Source organism: Pseudomonas sp. P5_109 (assembly GCF_034009455.1).
Taxonomy (GTDB): domain Bacteria; phylum Pseudomonadota; class Gammaproteobacteria; order Pseudomonadales; family Pseudomonadaceae; genus Aquipseudomonas.
Window position 1 is genome coordinate 6,195,646 of the sequence record NZ_CP125380.1, and the last position, 23,920, is coordinate 6,219,565.

At 60.2% G+C, this 23,920-nt stretch carries 18 protein-coding genes; 11 read left to right on the top strand and 7 right to left on the bottom strand.

The window, feature by feature from the left end; all coding sequences use genetic code 11:
• The first annotated feature begins 85 nt into the window (after window positions 1–85).
• From QMK54_RS27565 to QMK54_RS27605, 9 genes are all read left to right on the top strand, one after another.
• Entirely contained in the window at window positions 86–1,606 is a 1,521-nt protein-coding gene (locus tag QMK54_RS27565) for an aldehyde dehydrogenase family protein (RefSeq protein WP_320401638.1), read from the top strand.
• A 219-nt stretch (window positions 1,607–1,825) separates the two neighbouring features.
• Complete coding sequence (gene eat / locus QMK54_RS27570; RefSeq protein WP_110660569.1) at window positions 1,826–3,199, top strand: ethanolamine permease; 1,374 nt, start codon at window positions 1,826–1,828, stop codon at window positions 3,197–3,199.
• A gap of 191 nt (window positions 3,200–3,390) precedes the next feature.
• The gene (locus QMK54_RS27575; protein WP_110660567.1) at window positions 3,391–4,785 is read left to right on the top strand and encodes an ethanolamine ammonia-lyase subunit EutB; all 1,395 of its coding nucleotides are present in this window, start codon (window positions 3,391–3,393) and stop codon (window positions 4,783–4,785) included.
• Window positions 4,782–5,618, top strand: a complete 837-nt coding sequence (gene eutC, locus QMK54_RS27580) for an ethanolamine ammonia-lyase subunit EutC (RefSeq protein ID WP_411740838.1) — start codon at window positions 4,782–4,784, stop codon at window positions 5,616–5,618. Before QMK54_RS27575 ends, eutC begins: the two co-directional genes overlap by 4 nt.
• A 114-nt stretch (window positions 5,619–5,732) precedes the next feature.
• Window positions 5,733–6,194: a GNAT family N-acetyltransferase gene (locus QMK54_RS27585; protein WP_007970197.1), complete on the top strand. Its 462-nt coding sequence runs from the start codon at window positions 5,733–5,735 to the stop codon at window positions 6,192–6,194.
• 270 nt (window positions 6,195–6,464) lie between these two features.
• A complete protein-coding gene (locus QMK54_RS27590; protein WP_110660565.1) occupies window positions 6,465–7,121 on the top strand; it encodes a DedA family protein in 657 nt (218 codons plus the stop codon).
• A 4-nt stretch (window positions 7,122–7,125) separates the two neighbouring features.
• On the top strand, window positions 7,126–7,938 hold the full coding sequence (locus tag QMK54_RS27595; RefSeq protein WP_320401639.1) for a zinc-dependent peptidase: 813 nt from the start codon (window positions 7,126–7,128) through the stop codon (window positions 7,936–7,938).
• Between the two features lie 113 nt (window positions 7,939–8,051).
• Window positions 8,052–8,579 (top strand): inorganic diphosphatase, encoded by a 528-nt coding sequence (gene ppa / locus QMK54_RS27600; RefSeq protein WP_007894323.1) that lies wholly within the window; start codon window positions 8,052–8,054, stop codon window positions 8,577–8,579.
• A gap of 229 nt (window positions 8,580–8,808) precedes the next feature.
• On the top strand, window positions 8,809–9,555 hold the full coding sequence (locus QMK54_RS27605; protein ID WP_110660563.1) for a S24 family peptidase: 747 nt from the start codon (window positions 8,809–8,811) through the stop codon (window positions 9,553–9,555).
• Between the two features lie 305 nt (window positions 9,556–9,860).
• Here QMK54_RS27605 and QMK54_RS27610 read toward each other — a convergent pair whose 3' ends face one another.
• Window positions 9,861–10,874 carry a PDDEXK nuclease domain-containing protein gene (locus QMK54_RS27610; protein WP_320401640.1) on the bottom strand — a complete coding sequence of 338 codons (1,014 nt, stop codon included), beginning with the start codon at window positions 10,872–10,874 and terminating at the stop codon, window positions 9,861–9,863.
• Window positions 10,875–11,113: 239 nt separating this feature from the next.
• Here QMK54_RS27610 and QMK54_RS27615 point away from each other — a divergent pair, with 239 nt between their 5' ends.
• Window positions 11,114–12,289, top strand: a complete 1,176-nt coding sequence (locus QMK54_RS27615; protein ID WP_320401641.1) for a GGDEF domain-containing protein — start codon at window positions 11,114–11,116, stop codon at window positions 12,287–12,289.
• On the opposite strand, the gene QMK54_RS27620 is transcribed toward QMK54_RS27615, so the two are convergent.
• The 6 genes from QMK54_RS27620 to QMK54_RS27645 are packed head-to-tail and all read right to left on the bottom strand — an operon-like array spanning window position 12,276 to window position 22,446.
• Window positions 12,276–13,088 carry a YfaP family protein gene (locus QMK54_RS27620; protein WP_223590114.1) on the bottom strand — a complete coding sequence of 271 codons (813 nt, stop codon included), beginning with the start codon at window positions 13,086–13,088 and terminating at the stop codon, window positions 12,276–12,278. The genes QMK54_RS27615 and QMK54_RS27620 overlap by 14 nt on opposite strands.
• Before the next feature lie 3 nt (window positions 13,089–13,091).
• A complete protein-coding gene (locus QMK54_RS27625; RefSeq protein ID WP_413787349.1) occupies window positions 13,092–14,696 on the bottom strand; it encodes a DUF2300 domain-containing protein in 1,605 nt (534 codons plus the stop codon).
• Between the two features lie 16 nt (window positions 14,697–14,712).
• Window positions 14,713–19,272: an alpha-2-macroglobulin gene (locus QMK54_RS27630; RefSeq protein WP_320401643.1), complete on the bottom strand. Its 4,560-nt coding sequence runs from the start codon at window positions 19,270–19,272 to the stop codon at window positions 14,713–14,715.
• Window positions 19,269–19,907, bottom strand: a complete 639-nt coding sequence (locus QMK54_RS27635) for a DUF1175 domain-containing protein (protein ID WP_110660544.1) — start codon at window positions 19,905–19,907, stop codon at window positions 19,269–19,271. The genes QMK54_RS27630 and QMK54_RS27635 overlap by 4 nt, the downstream gene beginning before the upstream one ends.
• Window positions 19,904–21,616 carry a DUF2138 domain-containing protein gene (locus QMK54_RS27640; RefSeq protein ID WP_223590106.1) on the bottom strand — a complete coding sequence of 571 codons (1,713 nt, stop codon included), beginning with the start codon at window positions 21,614–21,616 and terminating at the stop codon, window positions 19,904–19,906. Before QMK54_RS27640 ends, QMK54_RS27635 begins: the two co-directional genes overlap by 4 nt.
• 38 nt (window positions 21,617–21,654) lie before the next feature.
• Window positions 21,655–22,446: a YfaP family protein gene (locus tag QMK54_RS27645; RefSeq protein WP_320401644.1), complete on the bottom strand. Its 792-nt coding sequence runs from the start codon at window positions 22,444–22,446 to the stop codon at window positions 21,655–21,657.
• Window positions 22,447–22,724: 278 nt separating this feature from the next.
• Between QMK54_RS27645 and QMK54_RS27650 the strand changes: the two genes are divergently transcribed.
• Window positions 22,725–23,864 (top strand): Fic family protein, encoded by a 1,140-nt coding sequence (locus QMK54_RS27650; RefSeq protein WP_223590102.1) that lies wholly within the window; start codon window positions 22,725–22,727, stop codon window positions 23,862–23,864.
• Window positions 23,865–23,920: the final 56 nt, after the last annotated feature.

Genomic DNA, 23,920 nt, shown 5'->3' on the forward strand with positions numbered 1-23,920 from the left:
ACGCACTGGCCCGGCCCTTGCTCTACGCTTAAAGCAAGCGCACATGCGCGACTCCCTATAAGCACAAAAGCAAGGAGAGACCACCATGCGTTACGCTCACCCCGGTACTGAAGGCGCTATCGTTTCGTTCAAAGCCAAATACGGTAACTACATCGGCGGCGAGTTCGTCGCGCCTGTCAAAGGTCAGTACTTCACCAATACCTCGCCAGTAAATGGCCAACCGATTGCCGAATTCCCCCGCTCCACGGCCGAAGACATCGACAAGGCCCTGGATGCTGCCCACGCCGCCGCCGACGCGTGGGGCGCCACCTCTGCGCAAGCCCGTTCGCTGGTGCTGTTGAAAATCGCCGACCGCATCGAGCAGAACCTCGAACTGCTGGCAATTACCGAATCCTGGGACAACGGCAAAGCCGTGCGTGAAACCCTCAACGCCGACATCCCGCTGGCCGCCGACCACTTCCGCTACTTCGCCGGCTGCATCCGCGCGCAAGAAGGCAGCGCTGCCGAGATCGACGGCAATACCGTGGCCTATCACATCCATGAACCACTGGGCGTAGTCGGGCAGATCATCCCGTGGAACTTCCCGATCCTGATGGCCGCCTGGAAACTCGCCCCGGCCCTGGCCGCCGGTAACTGCGTGGTGCTCAAGCCTGCCGAACAAACCCCGCTGGGCATCACCGTGCTGGTCGAACTGATCGGCGACCTGCTGCCACCCGGCGTGCTGAACATCGTCCAGGGTTTCGGTCGCGAAGCCGGCGAAGCGCTGGCCACCAGCAAACGCATTGCCAAAATCGCCTTCACCGGCTCGACCCCGGTCGGCTCGCACATCATGAAATGCGCCGCCGAAAACATCATTCCGTCCACCGTGGAGCTGGGTGGCAAATCGCCGAACATCTTCTTCGAAGACATCATGAAGGCCGAGCCGTCCTTCATCGAAAAAGCCGCTGAAGGCCTGGTGCTGGCGTTCTTCAACCAGGGCGAAGTCTGCACCTGCCCATCTCGCGCGCTGGTGCAGGAGTCGATCTACGACGAATTCATGCAAGTGGTGATGAAGAAGGTCCTGCAGATCAAACGTGGTGACCCGCTGGACACCGACACCATGGTCGGCGCCCAGGCGTCCGAGCAGCAATTCGACAAGATTCTTTCGTACCTGGAAATCGCCAAGGGCGAAGGCGCCGAGCTGCTGACCGGCGGCAAGATAGAAAAACTCGAGGGCAGCCTGGCGACCGGGTATTACATCCAGCCAACCCTGCTCAAGGGCACCAACAAGATGCGCGTGTTCCAGGAAGAAATCTTCGGCCCGGTGGTGAGCATCACCACCTTCAAGGACGAAGCCGAAGCCCTGGCCATCGCCAACGACACCGAGTTCGGCCTCGGAGCCGGCCTCTGGACCCGCGACATCAACCGCGCCTACCGCATGGGCCGCGCCATCAAGGCCGGTCGTGTGTGGACCAACTGCTACCACCTGTACCCGGCGCACGCCGCGTTCGGCGGGTACAAGAAGTCCGGCGTCGGCCGTGAAACCCACAAGATGATGCTCGACCACTATCAGCAGACCAAAAACCTGCTGGTGAGCTACGACATCAATCCGTTGGGCTTCTTCTAACCCCTCTTGAAATGAGGTGAGTCCATCGCTGGCAAGCCAGCTCCTACAGACCGCGTAAACCTGTAGGAGCCGGCTTGCCGGCGATGGCGTCCTAAATGACACAACACCAAAGGCTGGCCGCTCTGGCACGGGCCTTGCGTACCCGTCATTCAGGATTTGCACCCAACCCGTCGTACCCGAAAGTCCAAAAGATCGAACAATAAAAATTAGAGAGGACTTATGACTACTTCTTCCACACAGCTCAAACCCACACTCGGCACCCTGCATTTATGGGGCATTGCCGTCGGCCTGGTGATTTCCGGCGAGTACTTCGGCTGGAGTTACGGCTGGGGCACCGCAGGCACATTGGGCTTTCTCGTCACCGCGTTGATGGTGGCGACGATGTACACCTGCTTCATCTTCAGCTTCACCGAACTGACCACGGCGATTCCCCACGCTGGCGGGCCGTTTGCCTACAGCCGCCGGGCCTTTGGCGAGAAAGGCGGATTGATCGCCGGCATCGCCACCCTGATCGAATTCGTCTTTGCACCACCGGCCATCGCCATGGCCATCGGCGCCTACCTGAACGTGCAATACCCGGAACTTGACCCGAAGATCGCCGCCGTTGGCGCCTATTTCGTGTTCATGGGCCTGAACATCCTTGGCGTCAGCATCGCGGCCACCTTCGAATTGGTGGTCACGGTGCTGGCGGTCGCTGAACTGCTGGTGTTCATGGGCGTGGTCGCTCCGGGCTTCAGCTTCAGCAACTTCGTACTCAATGGCTGGTCGGGCGCCAATGAGTTCACGATGGCCTCGATTCCCGGTATTTTCGCCGCCATTCCCTTCGCGATCTGGTTCTTTCTCGCCATCGAAGGCGCTGCCATGGCCGCCGAAGAAGCCAAGGACCCGAAACGCACAATCCCCAAGGCCTACGTCAGCGGTATTCTGACCCTGGTGTTCCTGGCCATCGGCGTGATGGTAATGGCCGGTGGCGTCGGCGACTGGCGTCAACTGTCGAACATCAACGATCCGTTGCCTCAGGCGATGAAAGCCGTGGTCGGCAACAATTCAACCTGGATGCACATGCTGGTCTGGATCGGTTTGTTCGGTTTGGTCGCGAGTTTCCACGGGATCATTCTTGGCTATTCCCGGCAGTTCTTCGCCCTGGCCCGCGCCGGCTACCTGCCCAAAGGGCTGGCCAAACTCTCGCGCTTCCAGACTCCACACCGGGCGATCCTGGCCGGTGGCGTGATAGGCATCGCGGCGATCTACAGCGACGGGCTGGTCAACCTGCAAGGCATGACCCTGACGGCGGCAATGATCACCATGTCGGTATTCGGCGCCATCGTGATGTACATCATCAGTATGCTGAGCCTGTTCAAGCTGCGTAAAACCGAACCGAACCTGGAACGTACCTTCCGCGCGCCGGGCTATCCGATCGTACCGGGGATCGCGCTGTTTCTGGCGGTGGTGTGCCTGGTGGCGATGGCGTGGTTCAACACCTTGATCGGCCTGATCTTCCTCGGTTTCATGGCTGCCGGTTACCTGTACTTCCAGTTGACCGCCAAGCAACGATCCGAAGCACCGGCAGACGCTATGCTCGAAGGTATATGAGATGCACCGGCTCCGGGCCTGTTGCCCGGCGCCTGCATTATTGAAGTGCACGCAGTTCCCATGTGGGAGCGGGCTTGCTCGCGAAGACGTCGTGTCAGTCGACATCTATTTTGAATGACACACCGCATTCGCGAGCAAGCCCGCTCCCACAGGAAGAGCAGATTGCAGTAATTATTGGAGGACACCGCCCCATGGCCGCATTCGCCCATACCGTCGGCGCCCAGACTTACCGCTTCGACAGCCTCAAGGAAGTGATGGCCAAGGCCAGCCCGGCGCGCTCCGGGGATTTCCTGGCCGGCGTCGCCGCGCTCAACGATGGCGAGCGCGTGGCCGCACAGATGGCTTTGGCCGACACTCCGCTAAGCCACTTCCTGCAGGAAGCACTGATCCCCTACGAATCCGATGAAGTCACCCGACTGATCATCGATACCCACGACAAACAGGCTTTCGCCGTCGTCAGCCACCTCACCGTCGGTGGTTTTCGCGACTGGCTGCTCAGCGATGCCGCCGACGAACACGTCCTGCGCGCCCTCGCCCCCGGCCTGACCCCGGAAATGGCTGCCGCCGTCTCGAAGATCATGCGCGTGCAGGATCTGGTGCTGGTGACGCAGAAAATCCGCGTGGTCACGCAGTTTCGCGGCACCCTGGGCCTGCGCGGACGCCTGTCCACGCGCCTGCAGCCGAACCACCCCACCGACGAACCGGCCGGCATCGCCGCGAGCATTCTCGACGGTCTGCTGCACGGCAATGGCGACGCAATGATCGGCATCAATCCGGCCACGGACAGCATCGCCTCGATCTGCGCCATGCTGGAAATGCTCGACGCGATCATCCAACGCTACGAGATCCCGACCCAGGCGTGCGTGCTGACCCACGTCACCACGTCGATTGAAGCGGTCAATCGGGGCGTGCCGCTGGACCTGGTGTTCCAGTCGATCGCCGGCACCGAAGCGGCCAACGCCAGTTTCGGCATCAACCTGAGTGTATTGAAGGAAGGCTATGACGCCGGTTTGAGCCTGAACCGCGGCACGCTCGGCCAGAACCTGATGTACTTCGAAACCGGCCAGGGCAGCGCCCTGTCGGCCAACGCCCACCATGGCGTCGACCAACAAACCTGCGAAACCCGCGCCTATGCCGTCGCGCGTCACTTCAACCCGTTTCTGGTCAACACCGTCGTTGGCTTCATCGGCCCGGAATACCTGTACAACGGCAAACAGATCATCCGCGCCGGCCTGGAAGATCACTTCTGCGGCAAGCTTTTGGGCGTGCCCATGGGTTGTGACATCTGCTACACCAACCATGCCGAAGCTGACCAGGACGATATGGACACCCTGCTGACCCTGCTGGGCGTCGCCGGAATCAACTTCATCATGGGTATCCCCGGTTCCGACGACATCATGCTCAATTACCAGACCACCTCGTTCCACGATGCGCTCTACGCCAGGCAGACCCTGGGGTTGAAGCCCGCACCGGAGTTCGAGCAGTGGCTGGCGAAAATGGGCATCTTCACTCAATCGGACGGCAGAGTTCTCTTCGGTGACAGCCTGCCGCCGGCCTTTCGGCAGGCCCTGGCGCAATTGGGATGAGTAATGACATGGATAAACTACCCTTCGATCCCCACAACCCATGGCTTGAACTGCGACGCCTGACACCGGCGCGAATTGCCCTGGGCCGAACCGGCACCAGCATTCCCACCCGCGCACAACTGGACTTCCAATACGCCCACGCCCAGGCGCGGGATGCGGTGCACTTGCCGTTCGATCACGCGGCACTCAATGCAAAACTGGCCGAACGCGGACACGAATGCCTTTTGCTGCACAGCGCAGCGATCGACCGCAACAGTTACCTGCAACGCCCGGACCTGGGACGAAAGCTCAATGACGCGTCGGCAAAGACCCTGCGTGAATACGCTTCGGCGCATCCTGGCGGGGTCGATTTGGTGATCGTGATCGCCGACGGCCTGTCGGCACTGGCCGTCCATCGCCATACCCTGCCCTTTCTGGCACGTCTCGAAGAACAGATTGCCGCCGAAGGCTGGGCCTTGGCGCCGGTGATATTGGTGGAACAGGGGCGCGTGGCGGTCGCGGACGAAATCGGTGAGTTGCTGGGGGCGAAAATGACCGTAATCCTCATCGGCGAACGCCCTGGACTCAGCTCCCCGGACAGCCTGGGGTTATATTTCACCTACAATCCCAAGGTCGGCCTTACCGATGCCTACCGTAATTGCATCTCCAACGTGCGGCTCGAAGGCCTGAGTTACGGCATGGCGGCACACCGTTTGCTGTATTTGATGCGCGAAGCCTGTCGGCGGCAGTTGTCAGGGGTCAATCTGAAGGATGAAGCACAGGTCCAGACACTGGAATCGGATGCAGGAACCGACATGAAAGGTAATTTCCTGCTCGGCCCGCCGAATGCCTGAACCGCTTCTGCATTGCACATTCGTACCAATTTCAGGCAGGATCGTTGCGCGGCCGCCAAAGGTTTCCCATCGCCGTCAGAGACGTAAGACAGCCACTTGAAGACGAGACCTACCATGCGGATTATTCAAGCGACCCTCGAACACCTGGACCTGCTGACCCCATTGTTCGTCAAATATCGCGAGTTTTATGGTTCCCTGCCGTATCCGGACTCGTCACGAGCGTTCCTCGAAAAACGCCTGCGTCGCAAGGAGTCGGTGATCTACCTGGCGCTGTCCGATGACGACAGCCACAAACTGATGGGGTTCTGTCAGCTGTACCCGAGCTTCTCCTCGCTTTCGCTCAAACGCGTGTGGATCCTCAACGATATCTATGTCGCCGAGGACGCCCGCCGCCAGTTGGTGGCCGATAACCTGATCCGTACCGCGAAAAAAATGGCCAAGGAAACCAATGCCGTGCGCATGCGTGTTTCCACCAGCAGCAACAATGAAATCGCGCAGAAAACCTACGAGTCCATCGGCTTCAAGGTAGACACCGAATTCAAGAACTATGTGCTGCCGATCAGCGACGAACTCTGAATCACCTGTACCCTGCTCGCGATGGCATCGACTGGATTACACGGGTCCAACGAGGCGACGGCATCGCGAGCAGGCTCGCTCCCACCTGTTCGTTATCAAACATCAGCCCTTTCATGACATTCCCCGCTACAATCTCGACGCGATTTTCACCTCTTGCCTCGTATAATCCCGACCTTCCCGGCATGTAAGAAAAACTACACCTGTCTGTAGTCTTACCCGAAGTCATCCGCACAGGCCTGCCGAGTTGGGCCATTAACACAGGTGCTTTGCATGGATTTCAACCCGATCGACATTGTGCTGCATCTCGACGTCTACCTCGACATGCTTGTAGCCAACTACGGGGCGTGGATCTACGCCATTCTGTTCATGGTTATCTTTTGTGAAACCGGCCTTGTGGTCATGCCCTTCCTGCCGGGCGACTCCCTGCTGTTCATCGCTGGCGCCGTGGCGGCCGGTGGCGGCATGGACCCGGTACTGCTCGGCGGCCTGCTGATGCTGGCGGCGATTCTGGGCGACAGTACCAACTACATCATCGGACGAACGGCGGGTGAAAAACTGTTCAGCAATCCGAACTCGAAGATCTTCCGCCGCGACTACCTGCAACAAACCCACGATTTCTACGACAAGCATGGCGGCAAAACCGTGACGCTGGCGCGCTTCCTGCCCATCATCCGTACTTTCGCGCCCTTCGTCGCCGGTGTGGGGAAAATGCCCTACCCGCGCTTCTTTGGCTTCAGTGTGCTGGGCACCATCCTGTGGGTCGGCGGCCTGGTGACACTCGGTTACTTCTTCGGCAACGTGCCGTTCATCAAGAAAAACCTGTCGCTGCTGATTGTGGGCATCATCCTGCTTTCGCTGGTGCCGATGATCATTGGCATGGTGCGTAGCCGCCTTGCGGGTTCGAGCTCAAAAGCCGAATCGCGCTGACACGATGTGGTCTCTGAGCGCCTGGCGTCGCCGGTGCACCCTGGCCAAGCACCCGATTGCCGATGACATGTGGCAACGGGTGCGCCATCACCTGAGCTTTCTCGACGGCATCAGTGCCGCCGAAGACCGATGGCTACGCGAAGCCTGCGTGCTGTTCCTCGAAGACAAGCACCTGACCGCCCTGCCCGGCGTCAAACTGCATCAGGAGCAACGCTTGCTGCTCGCTGCCCAGGCGCAACTACCGCTGCTGCACCTCGGCGACCTGAACTGGTATCAGGGCTTCCACGAAATAATCCTCTACCCCGATGACTTCCTCAGCCCCCAGCGCCATCGTGATGCCAGCGGCGTCGAGCACGAATGGGACGGTGAACACAGCGGTGAAGCCTGGCAGCAAGGCCCGATCATCCTCGCCTGGCCCGGCGTGATGGCCAGTGGTGGCTGGGAAGGCTACAACCTGGTGATCCACGAACTGGCGCACAAACTCGACATGCTCAATGGCGTGGCCAATGGCCTGCCGCCGTTGCATGCCGACATGCGCGTCAGCGACTGGGCCAACGTCATGCAAGAGGCCTATGACGACCTCGACCGGCAACTGGAGCGCAATCCCGATGCCGAAACGGCCATCGATCCCTATGCCGCCGAAAACCCTGCCGAGTTCTTCGCCGTCACCAGCGAATACTTCTTCAGCGCCCCGGATTTGCTGCACGAGGCTTATCCACAGGTGTATCAACAGTTGAAGTTGTTCTATCGCCAGGACCCGCTGGCGAGGTTGAAGCAACTTCAGGCGCATGACCCTGTCTATCAGGCACACCAGTAAGCGCCATACGACTTCTGGTACATGGCGTCGATCCAGGAATATGCCTATAATCGCCGCCACTTTTTGGTCAATCCGGCCAAGTGTTTTTGGTCAACTAACGGGGGCAACGCCCAATGAGCTACAGCAAGATTCCGGCTGGCAAAGACCTGCCGAACGACATCTACGTCGCGATCGAGATTCCGGCCAACCACGCGCCGATCAAATACGAAATCGACAAAGACAGCGATTGCCTGTTCGTTGACCGTTTCATGGCCACCCCAATGTTCTACCCGGCCAACTACGGTTACATCCCGAACACCCTGGCTGACGACGGTGATCCCCTCGACGTGCTGGTCGTGACCCCTTACCCGGTTGCTCCAGGTTCGGTGATCCGCGCCCGTCCGGTCGGTATCCTGAACATGACCGACGACGGCGGCGGCGATGCCAAAGTCATCGCAGTCCCACACGACAAGCTGTCCCAGCTGTACGTCGACGTGAAGGAATACACCGACCTGCCAGCACTGCTGATCCAGCAGATCGAGCACTTCTTCGCGAACTACAAAGATCTCGAAAAAGGCAAATGGGTGAAGATCGAAGGCTGGGCCGGCGCAGACGCCGCCCGCGACGCAATCACCAAGTCGGTTGCTGCCTATAAAGGCTAAGCCCGGCTGCAGGCTATTAGCTGCAAGCGGCAAGAAAAACCCCGGGTGATCCGGGGTTTTTTGTGGGCGCATGATAAGCGCGCTAAACATGACGTTTAACCTTGTTCGATCATGGTTTCCGTCTGTTTAAAATTCCTCAAGAACGTCTTACATCCGGTCGTAAATTTCCCGCAAAATTTGAACGAAGCGTTTATTCAAACCCTCACCAGCCGCCAGTAGACTCGTGTTCATGAAAAAGAACACTAGCGGCCCACGCTTCAAGGCGCTCCTCGAAGCAGCGAACATCACCACCACCGGATTTGCCGACTTCCTGGATACGGCTCCGCAAAATGTACATAACTGGTACACCCGCGGCGTGCCTGCCCATTGCATGGAAGAAGTCGCCAGAAAACTCTCCGTCAACAGCGACTGGCTGAAAACCGGCGAAGGCTCGAAAGACGCCCAGCACCTGCGCCTGCTCGACGAGTCCGGCCACACCTTCGATGCCCAGACCATCCGTGGCGTCTACACCGTCATTGAGCCTGCCGACGTCGAACTGCCTCTGTACAAAGAAGCTGCCATCACCCCGGGCTCAAACAAAACCCACGTCATTGAAGACCCCGAGCAATCCATCCGCCTGCCCCGCAATCACCTCGACTCCCTGGAAATCAACCACACCGACGCCATCTGTGCCTTCATGAGCGGCAACAGCATGGGAGAGAAAATTGAAGACGGTTCGACCCTGGCGATTGACCGCGGCCTGACCCAGATTATCGATGGCGAGATCTACGCCATCGAGCATGACGGCATGCTGCGCATCAAATACCTGCACCGACTACCGGGCAACTCCCTGCGACTGCGCAGCCACAACCGTGCCGAGTACCCGGATGAAATTTTCAGGGCTGGAGAAATCGAACAACAGAACATCAGGGTGTTGGGCTGGGTGTTCTGGTGGTCGACCCTGAACAAACGGCGGCCGGTGGTACCGTTTCTTTAAACGCCCCGGAACGCCCATCGGCCACCCACTCAGGTGGCCAAGCGGCTCTGCCCGGCACTTCCCGCTGGGAATTTTCGCCAAACCTGCGTATGCTGCGCCCCACATTTGCGCATCGACCCGCCTTGCGGCTCAGATGCACTGACCTGGCAGATGACTTTCTCCCCAGGTCCCACAGCCGGACGCAAGATCCGGGTGTACGTTTTGAAGGCTGGCGCGGTTTACCAAAAATGATCCAAGCCAGTCCCCGAGAAGCCGGCCACAAGCCGGCTTTTTAATGCCTGAAAGAAAATGTTCAACGACAAAAATCACTCAGCCTCTTGCGCATTCAACGCATAAAACTCCTGCAGCTTGGCTTGCAACAGCTTCTTGTCCGGCAACTGGGTGTGGTACTCCGCGATCAAGGCGGGCGACAGTGAGCGGTTCAGGGCGTATTCGACGATTTCGTCCTCTTTGCTCGCGCACAACAATACGCCGAGCGCCGGGTTTTCGTGTGGCTTGCGGACATTGCGGTCCAACGCTTCAAGATAAAAATCCATCTTCCCCAGGTATTCCGGTTCGAAGCGCCCGACCTTGAGTTCGATCGCCACCAGGCAGTTCAGCCCTCGGTGGAAGAACAACAGGTCCAGCGCAAAGTCACGCCCACCTACCTGCAATGGATATTGCGAACCCACAAAGCAGAAGTCCCTGCCCAGTTCGATCAGAAAATCCCTGAGCCTGTGCAGCAGGCCTCCATGCAAGTCTGTCTCTGCATGGCCACGCTCCAGGGCCAGAAACTCGACCATGTAGGCATCCTTGAACACCTCCAGGGCCTGGGGATGAATTTGTCTCAGCGGTGCTGACACTTTTGCCGGGCTGACCACTGAACGTTCAAACAGAGCCGCCTTGAACTGACGCTCCAGTTCGCGGCTCGACCACTTCTCCTGGATTGCCATGCGCAGGTAAAACTCACGTTCCTCCGGGTGTTTGCTCTGGTTGAGAATGATCATGTTGTGTGTCCAAGGCAATTGTCTCAGCAGTGCTGAGACTTTTACGTCATGCCTGTACGCTTCGAAAAATTGACGCATACGAAACAAATTGGGGCGGGTAAAGCCTCGCAATCCAGGCTGAGTACAAGCGAGGTGACTAGCCAACTGCGCCACCACCCCATCCCCCCACTCCGCCGCTTCAATTTTGCGACTGATGTAAGCCCCAACCTGCCAGTGCAATTCAATCAACTCAGTGTTGACCGCCTGCATCGCGCGTTGTCGCGCAGTCACAATCAGTTGGGTGATTTCGTTGAATGCAGAATCGAGAGAGGTACCGCTACGAAGATCATTCACGTCAGGGCATTTCCATGTCGGTTGGAGGGCCCTCTCAATTACTCCTGATACCGACTCAGGAACATTCACAATGTATTTCTGCATGAAAAAACGCTAATAACCCTCCATCCCGCCCACAGAACACTTGCCAAGCCAAATTGGCCGATGCTAAATCCACCCCGTCCAAAGACCGCTACCCTTACCCCGGAAGAAGCTCTGTCGGTCGGAATTCGCTTTCAAGCTCAACGGGCACTTACGCAATGGATCTGCACATCCCGACCCTGCTGGTAGTCTCGGTCTTCGTTTTTATTCTGATGGGTCTGTTGACCTGTCATGCCTGGTGGCGTGAAACCCGTGAGCGGCCTCTGGCTTATCTGGGTGCAATGATGCTGCTCGCCGCCCTGGGTGTGGTGCTGGTCAGTTGGCGTGGGCGCGGGGTCGACTTTGTCCCGCTGATTTTTGGCAACGTGGCCCTGTTGCTGAGCGCTGCGATGAACTGGACCGCCATGCGCGTATTGGTCGGGCGCGCGCCGTCGCTGCCGGGAATCTTTGCCGGCGCGGGCATCTGGCTGAGCCTCTGCCTGATTCCCGCGTTCTATGACGCCATGCCGCTGCGCGTCGTGATGTATTCCCTGCTGGCGGCCGGCTATGGCGTGCTGACGGCCGCGGAGTTATGGCGTAACCGTCAGAGCCTTGATGTCGCGTACATGCCCGCATTGGTTCTGACCCTGCTGCATACCGTTTTCTACATCGTTCGCAGTGTGATCGACAAAAGCCTGCCGCTGGATCAGGCCCTGTCGGGCGTCGGCGAGGGTGTGCGCTTTTTCTCCTTCATGCTGTTCGAATCCATGCTGTACGTCATTGGCATTGCTTATGTGACGCTGGCCATGGTCAAGGAACGCACCGAGCTCAAATTCAAGGCGGCGGCATTCTGCGATTCGCTCACCGGGATCGGTAACCGGCGCGCCTTCATGTCCCACGGAGAGCGGTTGCTGGCGGATAGCCAACGCCGAACGGAATCTGTCGCCCTGCTGTTGTGCGACCTGGATCACTTCAAGCGCCTGAACGATAGCTTTGGCCATCCGATGGGGGATCAGGCGCTGATCGCATTCAGCCGGATTCTGACGGGCAACCTTCGCAATCACGATGTGTTCGGTCGCATCGGCGGAGAGGAGTTTGCCTGCCTGCTCAAAGAGGCGGATGAGCAAGAAGCAGTTCAGGTGGCTGAACGCATCCGCCAGGCGTTTTCCCAACTGTCGATGCTGGAGCCGGGAATGCTCAGTGTCAGCATCGGCGTCGTCACCACCCGCGAGTCGGGCTACGACCTTTCGAGCCTGCTTTCACAAGCCGATGAAGCCCTGTATGGCGCCAAGGATCACGGGCGCAATCGGGTGCAAACCCTGCGCAAGTTGTACCTCAACCTCACGGGTAGCTGAACGATTTCACCAACGTCAGCTCGCCCACCGCGCGCATCGGCACCAGGAACGTCTCCATCTTCTCGCTCGGCGTTCCTTCCTCGGTAATCACCGTCACCTGCGCGGTGGTCAGCGGCTGGACCGCGTCTTCCTGCCCTTCTTCATCACTGCTGTAGCCGCCGCCGAAGTAGTTCACGTACACCAGGTATTGCCCCTTGATCGGCGCGGGCATGGCGAAGATTTCCGGGCCGTAGCCGGTGGTGACGTCGACATCGAGCGCTGCGCCGTTGGGCGCGACACGGTCGCCGTACCAGATGTGCGCACCGTCGGGGGTGATCAGGTGCAGGTCGAGGTCGGTGCCGTCGCTGTCCCACGCCAGCAAGACGCGCAATTTGGCCGGGGTGGCGCCGCCGCTGCTGTTGAGGAACTGCGTGCGTTTACGTTGTTGGCCATCAGGGCTGCGAACCTCGACGCTATTGCTGCCGTTGGGGAATGAGAACGGGCGATCGAAGTTGCCTGCCGGATCGATTTTCAGCGGCATGCTCACACCGTTGACGATCAGTCGGCCGGGTTCTGTCGATTTCGCTGTGGCCTTGATCTGCCCGCTGATGCGCGCGGTGTTGGCCTGTCCTGCCGGGGTATTCACCGAGGAGGCCGGGTAGTTGACGATCTGCCGGAAGCTTTCCCCTTCGCCCTCAGGCGCGCCGGTGCGCCAGCCACCTGCGGGGGTGTCGAGTTTGACGCTGTCAGCCGCCATCACCTGTGGCAACGCCACCAGCGAACAGAGAAACAGCAAGACCTGTGGATAAAGGAGTTTCATGGTCTATTCCAGCAAGAGGTGGCGGGCGAGCCCTTCGATGTAGGTTTCATCCTGGCCGTTGGGGTGTGCTTCGAAGGCCAGGTGCAGGTATTCGTGGGTCAAGTCGAGGCGGTCTTGCAGCGTCAGCACGCCGCGCACGTAGATGCGCTGGCGTTCGCGGTCGACATAGGGGCGGCCGAAGGGCAGACGGCACACGGCGAAGGTGCTGACTTCGTTGTAGCCGGTTTCACTTTCAAGCCGCGGGCGCCAGCCGCGCCGTTGTTTTTGCAGCCAGTCTTGCGCGGCGGGCAACGCTTCGCAGGACGCGACCGGGTTGTCCCAGCGGCTGAGGCTGGCGCGTGGGTAGGCGTGCAGCAGGATGGCGTCGTAGCGCTGACCGGCACAGGCCTGTTCGACGGCTTGCTGCCAGGACAGTTTGTCCGGGCCAGGTTGGTCGGAATGGTAGGTCACGGTGCTGCCGGCCAGCACCAGGTCGCTGGTCCACGCGGCGATGTCGCGAGCCCCGGGCGACGCCGGACGCGGTGCGACCCGCTGGCGGCTGCTGCTGTCGTCGATGCTCAGGCAATCGCCACGGCGCGTGGCGTTTTGCAGCAGGTACGTACGAATGGCCACAGCCAGGGCTTTAGCGGCCTCGACCGGTTCGGCGCTGGCTTCGCGCTGGAGAACCCGGGCGACGTACTCTTCGCGATCCAGGCGCGCCACGAGGTTGTCGTTGAGCAGAAACAGCTCGCCGTCGCTGTGGATATCCAGCGCATTGCCGTTGGCGAACTCAACGCGATAGTCACCCTGCAACGGCCCGGAGGACGCCACAGCACTCCCTGACAGCACGCGCCGAAGCGGATAGCGGGAGAACAGGTCGACCTCTACGCACTGCCCTGCATCCGCAGGCCATGCAACAGGAATCACCGTAGACAATGCTTGCGCATAATCACTGAGTACCCGCTGACTGGTGCCCCGTCCTCCAGACCAGACCGGAGTACCGTCTGCCGTCCAACCGGCAAACCCGCCCTGACGCGACGCAGCATCCTGATCCGCCAACCAGCTCCAGGTCTTCACTCGCAAACGACTACCGAGCTCACCGACGACATTGCCATCAGCGGCATTGAGCACCACATCGAGCAACGCACGCCGGGCTTGATCCTGTGCCGGCAGTGCCGACAGCACCTTCAACAGTTCCGCCACCGAAACCCGTGTGGCCGGTTGCAATGAAGGCAAATCCAGCAACCATGGCGGCGCCTGCCGCGTCTGCCAATAGGCTCGCCAGTCGGCATCACTGATGCCCAGTCGCGCGGGCTCGAAATACAGACCGCAGGACTTCACCAACGCCTGATCACGTTCGATCCTGCCGCCCGCCGTGCAGCAATAAACCTCTTCCTTCGACTGGCCACGACATTCATAAGCCAGCTCTCGGGCGCCGGTATCCACCAGCCAGGCGTAGACGAATAACTTCCACACACTGCCCAGCGGCGTCTGCAAGGTCTGCAGCAACGGCTCGCGGGTGATCACCTGCGTTCGGCTCAGGGACAACAAATCGCCCTTGAAGGCCAGGCGCAAAGGTTCGTCCTGCGCCGTTGCCAGCACAGGGATCAAACACAGCAACCAAGCCATCAGCAGCCTGTGCACGTCAGTGAACCGTGACCTGGCCAAGGGCTGCCTTTTGTTCCAGCGCTTGATGTTGCGGCGCATACACCTGAGTGAAACGCACCGGCGGCAAGTTGAATTGGCCCTTCTGCGAGAAACGCACCAAGTGCCGCAAGCGCAATTCGCCACTCAAGGCATCGACCGGAACGGCGTAAGCCATTTGCCCCGGCTCGAAACGCGCCTTTTCCAGCGATGTCGGTTCGGTGCCGGTCTTGCCCATGAGCTTGATGCCCCAGGTGGTGCGCTCGACATCGGCGCCCGGTGGCAGCGGCACTTCCAGCAGGCCGTAGCGCAACGGTTTGGCGGCTTTGCTGGTGACAATCACTTCGTCAAGATAGAGGTTGTCGCTGGACAGCGGCGCATTGCCGACGGCTTCAAGTTTGAAGGTGAAGGCCTCATCCCCCGGCACCAGTCGCGACAGCCGACGGGTGATAGTCATCGCCATCGGATCGACCGTCGGCTGTTGGCTGCGGTAGCTCAATGCGGCGCGCAGCGGACGCTCTTGTGCGCCGGTCAGCGTCAACACCGCCGGTACTGGTGCAGGCCCCTGCCACGTCCAATACATCTCACCAGAAACCCCGTACCGTTTCTTCCAGCCTTCACCCGGCGCCAATGCAATGGTGGGCGATGCCTGCTCGATGCTGCGTTGCAGCCAGGTCAACGCCAACGCACGCTCCAGGGTCGATTGCTGTGGCAGCAAACGTTGCAGCAAGGCCTGGGCGTGAGCCTGATCGAAGGGTTGCAGTGACAGGTTCAGCGCTTCGGCAAACGGCTGGGAACTGACCGCCAGACGTTGCTGCGCATCGCTCAGTTGCCGATTGAACGCGTCCGGCAAAACGACCTTCGCTTGCCTGGCCAGCGAGGCCGTCAGCACGCGTGCGGCAGCCAGCCCCAGCGCAGAATCCGGATCGCTCATGACCAGGCCATCTTCACCGTCTTCCATCAGGTTCGCGGCAGTGCCCTCGCCCGCTTTCGCCAAATCATCCATCAAGCCACTGAGCAAGGTGTTGACCGGCAACTGCATCTGTTTGGCGAACGACAGGATCAGCGCCCGCTGCAACAGCGGCGTGTTCCTGGCCTGTTTGGCGTAGACCTCCAGCACCCGCTGCCAATGCTCCGGCGGCAGGCTCAGTTCCAGCACCTGGCTGGCGTGCCAGTCGGCGTAATAGGCGTAGGCGGTGAGGAACGCATCCGGCTCGCCGTCCATGCCCCACCAGGTGAAACTCGCCGAAGGGCCGGCCATTTGCACCAGGCGCAGGCGACTGTTTTGCATGATCAGGCGCAAGCGATCGCGGATCTGCGGATTCGCCGCCAGCGTCGGGTAGGCGATGCTCAACGGCAGCAGGCGACTGGCCGTCTGCTCGACGCCACCGTAGGGGTAGCTCAACAGATCGTCGAGGGCCGAACGGAACAACGCTTGCGGACTGTCGTCCAGGCGCAGGCGGATATCGGTCGCGTCTGCCGGCAGAGTCAGCGGTGTATCGCCGCTGCTCACATCGAGACTCTGCGATTGCGTCACTTGCCAGCCTTCACCCGTCGCGCTCAGGCGCACCGCCAGGGCATCAGCGGTTTTGCCGTCCTGCACCAGCTCGGCGCTCCACTCGCCATTGGCCAGCTCGAAGGCCGGCAGCGGGATGTAGTTGATGCCGCTGTTCAGGGTGACAGGCACGCGCTGTTCGTTGCCGGCGAAATGGGTCACCAGCCCGGCCTTGACCGGTTTCTCGGCCTGACTGAAGGCGAACACACCCAGGTCCGGTTTGTCGCCAGCGCGGAATTGAGTTGGACCGCTCCATTTCAAGTACAGCGGTTTTTCCGAGCGTACGAATTGCTTCTTCTGCCCGACCTGACCGTCATCGGCGATAGCCCTGGCGGTGATGCGCCAGCGGGTCAGGGAGTCCGGCATCTTGAAGGTGAAGCGGGTCTTGCCGTTGGCATCGGTCAGCAATTCCGGTTGCCACGCCGCCGTGTCGACGTCCTCGCGACGCGGCCGCTCCAGCACCTTCACGCCGCGCTCACTGCGATTGGCTTTACCCGGCGCACCAGGGCTGCCTGGCAAGGCGACGTCATAACTGATGAACGACAAACTGGCGCTGGTGCGCACGTTGTTGCGCCGTGGGTGATAGAAGAACTGGTCGATGCTCGGCGCCACTTCCGGTTGCAGAGCGTAGACCATTTCATCGACCACGCTGACCGTCAGGTGCGCGGGAATCGCTTTGCCGGCGAACTGGGTGGTCAGGTCTACCGAGACGGTATCACCCGGCTGATAGGTTTCCTTGTCCGTCGTGATGGCCACGTCGATCTGTGGCGTGACCACCTTGATGCCGGCGTTCTGGAAACTGTATTGGCCGCCCTTGGTGTACAGCACCGAGAAGGTCAGGTTCGGCGCGAAACCGTCCTTCACCGGGATGCGCGCGCGGTACTGGGTATCGCTGAGTTTCTCCATCTTCAGCCAGTCGGCGCCCCTGGACAACAGCGCGGTCGCTTCGACCTTGTCGCGCTCCAGCGACAGCAGGGCATCGCTGACCGGCTCCGGGAAGGTGATCAACGCCAGCGCTTCATCGCCTGCGATGTACTCGGGCTTGTCGAGGACGATTTCCACGGTGCCGGGTACCGCTTTGACACCCTCACCAGTGACCGAATGGCCGGTGGCGCCGACCACCCGGCCATGATCATCCTTGAGCGTCAGGTTGTAGGTGCCCGGCCGATCGAAGGCCAGGGTGAAACCCTTGTCGGTTGCCGCGAGTTTGCCTTCACCGGTGCTCTGGTCTTCCAGACGTACCCAGCCGTAACTGCCAGGAGAAACCGCCTCGGCCTGCTCGCCTTCGCGGGCGTAGCTGAACGCAACCTTGTCACCCACCGCACTGAAGCGTTGAGGCGCGCTCAAGCGGAAATTCGCCGCGCCGCGGTCGATGAGGATTTCCTTGGTGGTTTTCACGCGATACGCCGCACCGTCGCTGGCAAACACCGTGAGCATGTAGCGACTCGGCTTGTCCGCTGCCGGCAAGTCAAGGGACGCATTGCCCTTGGCATCTGTGGTCAATTCGGTGCTGGTCAGCTCCACCGGAAATTGCCCGAGGTATTGCAGTTCGTTGTCGACCATCGACAGCTGCTGGGCACGCAGGCTCAGGCTCAACTTCGCATTGGCCACCGGTTTTCCGTCCGGGTACAGCAGCACCAGGTTGCCCTTGACCGGTTCGCCGGTGCGGTAATCCTGCTTGGCCAGATTGAGCGAAATCTCGAAGTGCGGCTTGATGTATTCAGCGACGCGAAAGGCGCTGCTGTAGGCCTGGTCCTTGTAGCTGAAACGCAGTTCATAGCCACCAGCCACTGCGTTGTCCGGCAACTGGAACCGGCCCTGGGTGCCAGCCTTGGAATCGAGCTTCAGATCGAGGGATTGCAGCGCCGTGCCGGTCGCATCGAGCACGGTCACGCTGACGTCGGCTGCGCTTGGCTGCACCGAATCCCGCGCGTTCTTGAATTCTCGCCCAACGATTTTCAGCGACACCCAATCCCCCGGCCGATACAGCGGCCGGTCGGTGAAGGCATAGAGTTTGGTGTCGTAGATTTCGCTGTCGTAGTAGAAATTCTCGGAGACGAACACCCCGCCCTCTTCGTCCTCGCCGATCACGAACGAACGCTCGGGGCTGACGTGTTTCAGGCGCAGCAAGCCATCGGTATCCGTGGCGCCGCTGCTCATCACACCGAGGCCATCGGTCCACAGCACATTGACCTTCGGCACCGAACTGCCTTCGTGTTTGCGCGCAGCCCACACCAGTAATTCGTCACCGGCAATCTTGCTCACCGCCACGGTGTTGGAGACAAACACCATGGTGGTCGCGCGGTACTTGCCGATCAGCGCTTCCACCAGATACAGGCCCGGTTTGAGGTTGCCCAAAGGGATGTAGACGTTGCCCGGCGCGACGCTGACAAAATCGCTGGAAGAACCGGCCAGGTTCACCCCGGCAGGTGGCTGGATCGGCTTGGCCTGCCACAACGGATAACGAAACTGGCCGACCACCGGCAAACCCGGTATCAACGCGAATTGCGGCTGCGCATCGTAGGGCGTTGGCGCGGCCATCGCGTTGCCCATCTTCAGCTCCGGCACTTCCTCGGTGACTTGTTTACGCGACTCGTAGGAAAACGCCCGCTGCATCACCCGACGGGATTTGCGATACCAGTTGTCCCACAGGTACGCGAGGGTGTTGGACAGGCCTTCACCCTTGAACTGGCCATCGCTGACCACCCGATGCAGGTTCTTCTGGCGCTTGAGGAAATCCAGTGGTTTGTCGATGCGATACACACGAATGTCGGCGCCGCCGTAGGGTTCCATGCGAAACCGGCGATAGTCGCGGCCCGGCGCTTCGAGTCGGACCATCGCCTGCTCGTCGCTGGCAAAACTGCTGTCGGCCAGCAGGAAAAAACTCTCGCCAGCCACTGGCGTATAGCCGCTGGCCGGGACCGAATCTTCGGCGTTTGCCGCCGAGAAAGGCAACACCAACACCAACATCAGAGACAGAAAACGCAGCATGCGGGCACCGGTCATTGGGAGAGAAAATTCAGTCGATAGACGCCGATGAAGTTGGGGTTGGCTGCGTCGGGTATCCATCGGGTGTCCTTCCATGTCATGAGTTGCTGCAGGCTTGCCGAACGCATGCCGTTGTCGGTGGGGGTGGTGGTGCCAGTGTGGTAGGCGATGTAGCGGCCCATCCAGATCATCAGGTGCTGGTCGTCGCCCTGATCGAAAAACATCAGGTCGCCAGGGCGTGCTTGAGACACATCGCGACTGACCAGATGGCTGTTGAACTGGATCAATTTGATCGCGTTGACGTATGGCCCGACTTTGCCGCCGCCCTGCTGCCATTGCTGGGCAAGACCGCGCTGGGCATCGCTCAATTGCAGCTCCGGCGGCAGGTAACGATTGGACAGGCCATTGCTGCGCAGCCATTTGTCGTCATGGACTTTCAACGCTTCATTGGCAGCGAAACGCACCAGCCCGGCACAGTCTTGCTGATACCAACGGGGGCTCGGGCCCTGGCTCAGTTGCTCCTGGGCGATGCGCACGAACCAGGCACGAAATACCTGGGACTGCTGTGGGTCAAGCGATGGAGCCTCGACAGCGCGGGCACCCGCGCTCAGCAACAGAGCCAGCAAGCCGAAACTTCGGATCAATGCCGTCACAGCGCTTTCCACTCCAGCGGCAGCCACTGCCAGTGACCGTCTGGCTCGCTGCCTTCGGGCAAGGTCAGGGCATATTTGCCGTAGCCGCCGAGCTTGCGCAGTTTCGGGATCAGGTAGGTTTGCGCGGCGTTGTAGAACACCGGCTCCAAGTCCTGGGGCAGACTGTCGAGGGTTTCCTGCTGCATCAGTTGCGCCATCGAATCCGGGCCGAAATAGACCGGCATCAGCAGGTCTTTCGGTACCACGTCGGCCATCGGCGGGAAGTGTTTTTCGAGGGTGCCGAGGGCCTTGTCCACCAGCTTGTCGTCGAGGGAAAACAGCAGCGTCGAACCGTGGCGCGCCAGGCTCACGCGCATGAACGCCTTGCCGGTGATGGCGTCGGGATCTTCAGCGTCCTTGGCCGCATATGGACCGAAACTGGAGCTGACCTGACGTTGCCACTGATGGCTCTGGCCTTCCTGCTTTTCCACCACCGGGAAGGCCCCTTCTTCGACATTGCTCTCGTAGGCGCCGACCATCGAGCTGAACAGGTTGCCCAGATCCCCATCGAGTTTGCCGCTGTCGTCATCGTTGAGGCTGGCCACCAGCAAGGGCGTGTACAACCGCGAATCGGCATACCAGCACAGGCCCGCTGCGCCGGCCATGTGTTCAGTCAGCGCCTGGGCCACTTTCTCCTGCGCACCGAGTTTCACCAGCAGCGGTTTCTGTTGTTCGGCGGCCAGCGGCAACGCCACACAAGCGCTGGCGCCCATAGGCATGGCTTGCCAGATCGGTTTGAAATCGAAGTCCGGCTGATTATCGAGCTCATCCATGGCCAGGAAGCTGTGCCAGCCCTTGTCGTCCATGTCGAAGCGCAGGCCGGCGAAGTTCGGAATGAAGCGCTGGTAACCCATGGCCAGCACACTGGCATTCACCGACAGGCGTTGTTTCACCTCCGGCGCACGCGGCGGCAGGCCGAAGGCTTCGGGGAACAGTTTTTCGCCATTGAGCAGCGCGGCAATGGCCATGGTCGACACGCTGCCTGGCTCCTCCGTTGCACCACTCTGCGGATCGTAGAGTTTCACCGGATTGGACAGCACCACCAGCTTGTCGCCATGGGACGCGAACAGCAGCGCCTTGCTCGCGTTGTAGTTGAGTTGATAGAGCGCCACGTCGTCGCTGCCGACCTTCACTTCCGCGATTTTGCTTAGCTGCGAGTCGTCCAGCGCCACTTTGGCCAGCGGCTCCAGCACCTTGGCCAGCCCACCGCGATCCATCACCAACAGGAAATCCTTGAGACGCCCGTCCGCCCCGCGCCACAACGCTACGTCGGCGGGCTGATCGAACAGCTGCTCGATCAAGGTGTCCTGCAGTTTCAAGTCATGCTCGTAGATGATCCGTCGCAAACTGCCGATCAAGCCCAGGCGATCGGCGTGGGTTTCGTAATAGAAGACGAAATCTTCGGTCAGGGTTTCCTTGAGGAACGGCACCGCCAGCAGGTCCTTGGGCAGCTGGCTCAGGGAATGGGTTTCCAGCAAGCCATCCGGGCGACTCATGCCCAGTTTGTCACTGGCCAACACCGGCGCCGGGGTCTTGGGCTTGTGCATGAACCAGCCCAACCCACCGGCCACGCCAACGACCAGGCACATCCCGATCAGCAGCGTCGGCCAATGCAGGGAAGGTTTGGCCGCGGGTGCGTCAGCGGCGGGGGTAACAGTGCTATCACTCATGTTCACAAAACCCGATGTTCATCCGTGGAGCGGGATGCTTAATAGTTGAAAGTCTTGACCAGCAGCAGGTCGCCGATTGCGCGCAGGGGCACGATGAAGGTCTCGCGTTTTTCATCGACGGTGTTTTCGTTGAGCACCAGGTTGATCTGCGAGGTAATCACCTCGTTCTGGTTGCTGGTCTCATCGAAGTTATAGCCGCCGCTGCCGAAGTTGCCCCAATAGTTCACGTAAACCAGATAGGTGCCACGCAGCGGTGCGGTCATGGTGAACATTTCCGGGCCCGGACCATCGACGCCATCAGGGTCGAGGCCGCCGCCGTTGGTCAAGGCCGAGTGCGCCCAGAAGGCATGCTGGCCGTCAGGCGTGACAACATGCAGGTCGAGTTCGGCTTTCGGATCGTCCCAGCCCAGCACCACGCGAATCCTGGCCGGGGTCCGCAGGTTGTTGGCTTCGTAGAATTGCACACGCTCGAGCGACTGGCCTTCGGCGCTGCGCACTTCGACGCTGTTGGAGCCGGCGCCAAACGCATAGGGCCGGGCAAAACGCCCTTGCTCGTCGGTATAGAGATTCAGCGGATTGCCGTTGACCGCCAAGGTGTGCGGCCCACGCTGGGTGCCCAGGGCCTTCAGTTGGCCTTCGATCATCGTGCGATTGCGCTGCACACCCCGATCAATCGGCGGCGTGGGATAGGCAACTTGCGGGTTTTCGCTACGGTCCAGCAGGCCGTTGTAACGCCAGCCGCCCACCGGCTCCGACAACTCGGCATTCGGCGCGGCCAGAATCACGGGCGAAATAGCCAACCCGATCAGCAGCAAAAGAAATGAACGCATGCGACGCCTCCTGCCATGCATGACGAAACCTTGCGCCTGATCCTGGGCGCGTTACAGATGTGGATACTGTGTTTCGTCTGAAAGACCCGTGACTGCGGGGTCGTATAGGGCTCGAAGGTTAGCCATTCGGATGTTTTTTAACAATCGGATGGCTCCGAAATTGCGGTGGAAGTCACGGTAATGGGTGGACGGTGAGCCGAATAAGTATCATATTCGGCTCATTATGTGAGCCGAATAGCCCGTCTAATCGGCTCACCCCCACCTGGAGCATCAAGTTCATGACACCTCAATGGATATGGCAGCAGCCTGATTGGCCGGGTTTCACCTGGAATGCCGAACGCCTGGCGCCCTTGTTACGCGAGTGCGTTCAAGCGCAAGGTCGGCTAATGGGCATGGCCAGTTCCGTGGGCAGCTCGCTGAGCGCGCAAAGTGAGCTGGATGCGTTGTTGCAAAACATCGTCACCTCATCGGCCATTGAAGGTGAGCAACTGAACGTCGGTTCCGTTCGTTCGTCGCTGGCTCGGCGCTTGGGCCTGGATCTGGTTGATGGCGATAGAGTCAGCCAACGCAGTGAAGGTCTTGCGCAATTGATGCTCGATGCTACGCAGCATTTTGCCGAGCCACTGACGCTGGATCGCTTGCTGCACTGGCATGAATGGTTGTTTCCGGAGCAGGACGGCGACCTCGCCGCCCGGGCGATACGTGTCGGTGCATTGCGAGGCGATGAACCGATGCAGGTCGTCTCCGGTCGTCTCGACAAGCCGACCGTGCACTTCGAAGCGCCGCCTCGACTGGGCCTTGAGCGTCAACTCGAAATCTTCCTCGACTGGTTTGAGAGCGGCCGAAACCAGGCCGGACTCGACCCATTGCTGCGTGCTGGCCTCGCACACTTCTGGTTTGTCACACTCCACCCGTTTGACGACGGCAATGGTCGCCTCACGCGCACCATCACCGATCTGGCTTTGGCGCAGGGTGAGGCTCAGGCGATTCGTTTTTATGCAATGTCGGCAAGTATTCTTGAGGACCGCTCCGGTTACTACCGCGTGCTGGAAACCAGTCAAAAGGCTACGACAGATGTCACTGAGTGGTTGGAGTGGTTCCTGCAAACGCTTCTGCGCAGCCTGCAACAAGCCATGACGCGGATCGACAGTGTGCTGGGCAAGGCGCGATTCTGGCAGGCACATCAGAGATCCGAGCTGTCGGCCGAGCAAACAAAAGTATTGAATCGCTTGCTCGACGGCGGCGAAAGAGGCTTCGAGCACGGCATCAGCGCGGCTCAATACCAGGCCGTCGCCAAAGTATCCAAAGCAACCGCGACCCGTCATCTGACCGAACTGCTGGACAAAGACTGCCTGAAACGCCTGCCCGGTGGCGGGCGCAGTACCCGGTACCAGATCAAATACCCCGATGAGGCGTGAACCTGAGGCCTGAAACCATTGCACCCAAACACCCCCCTCATTTGCCCATAACCCCC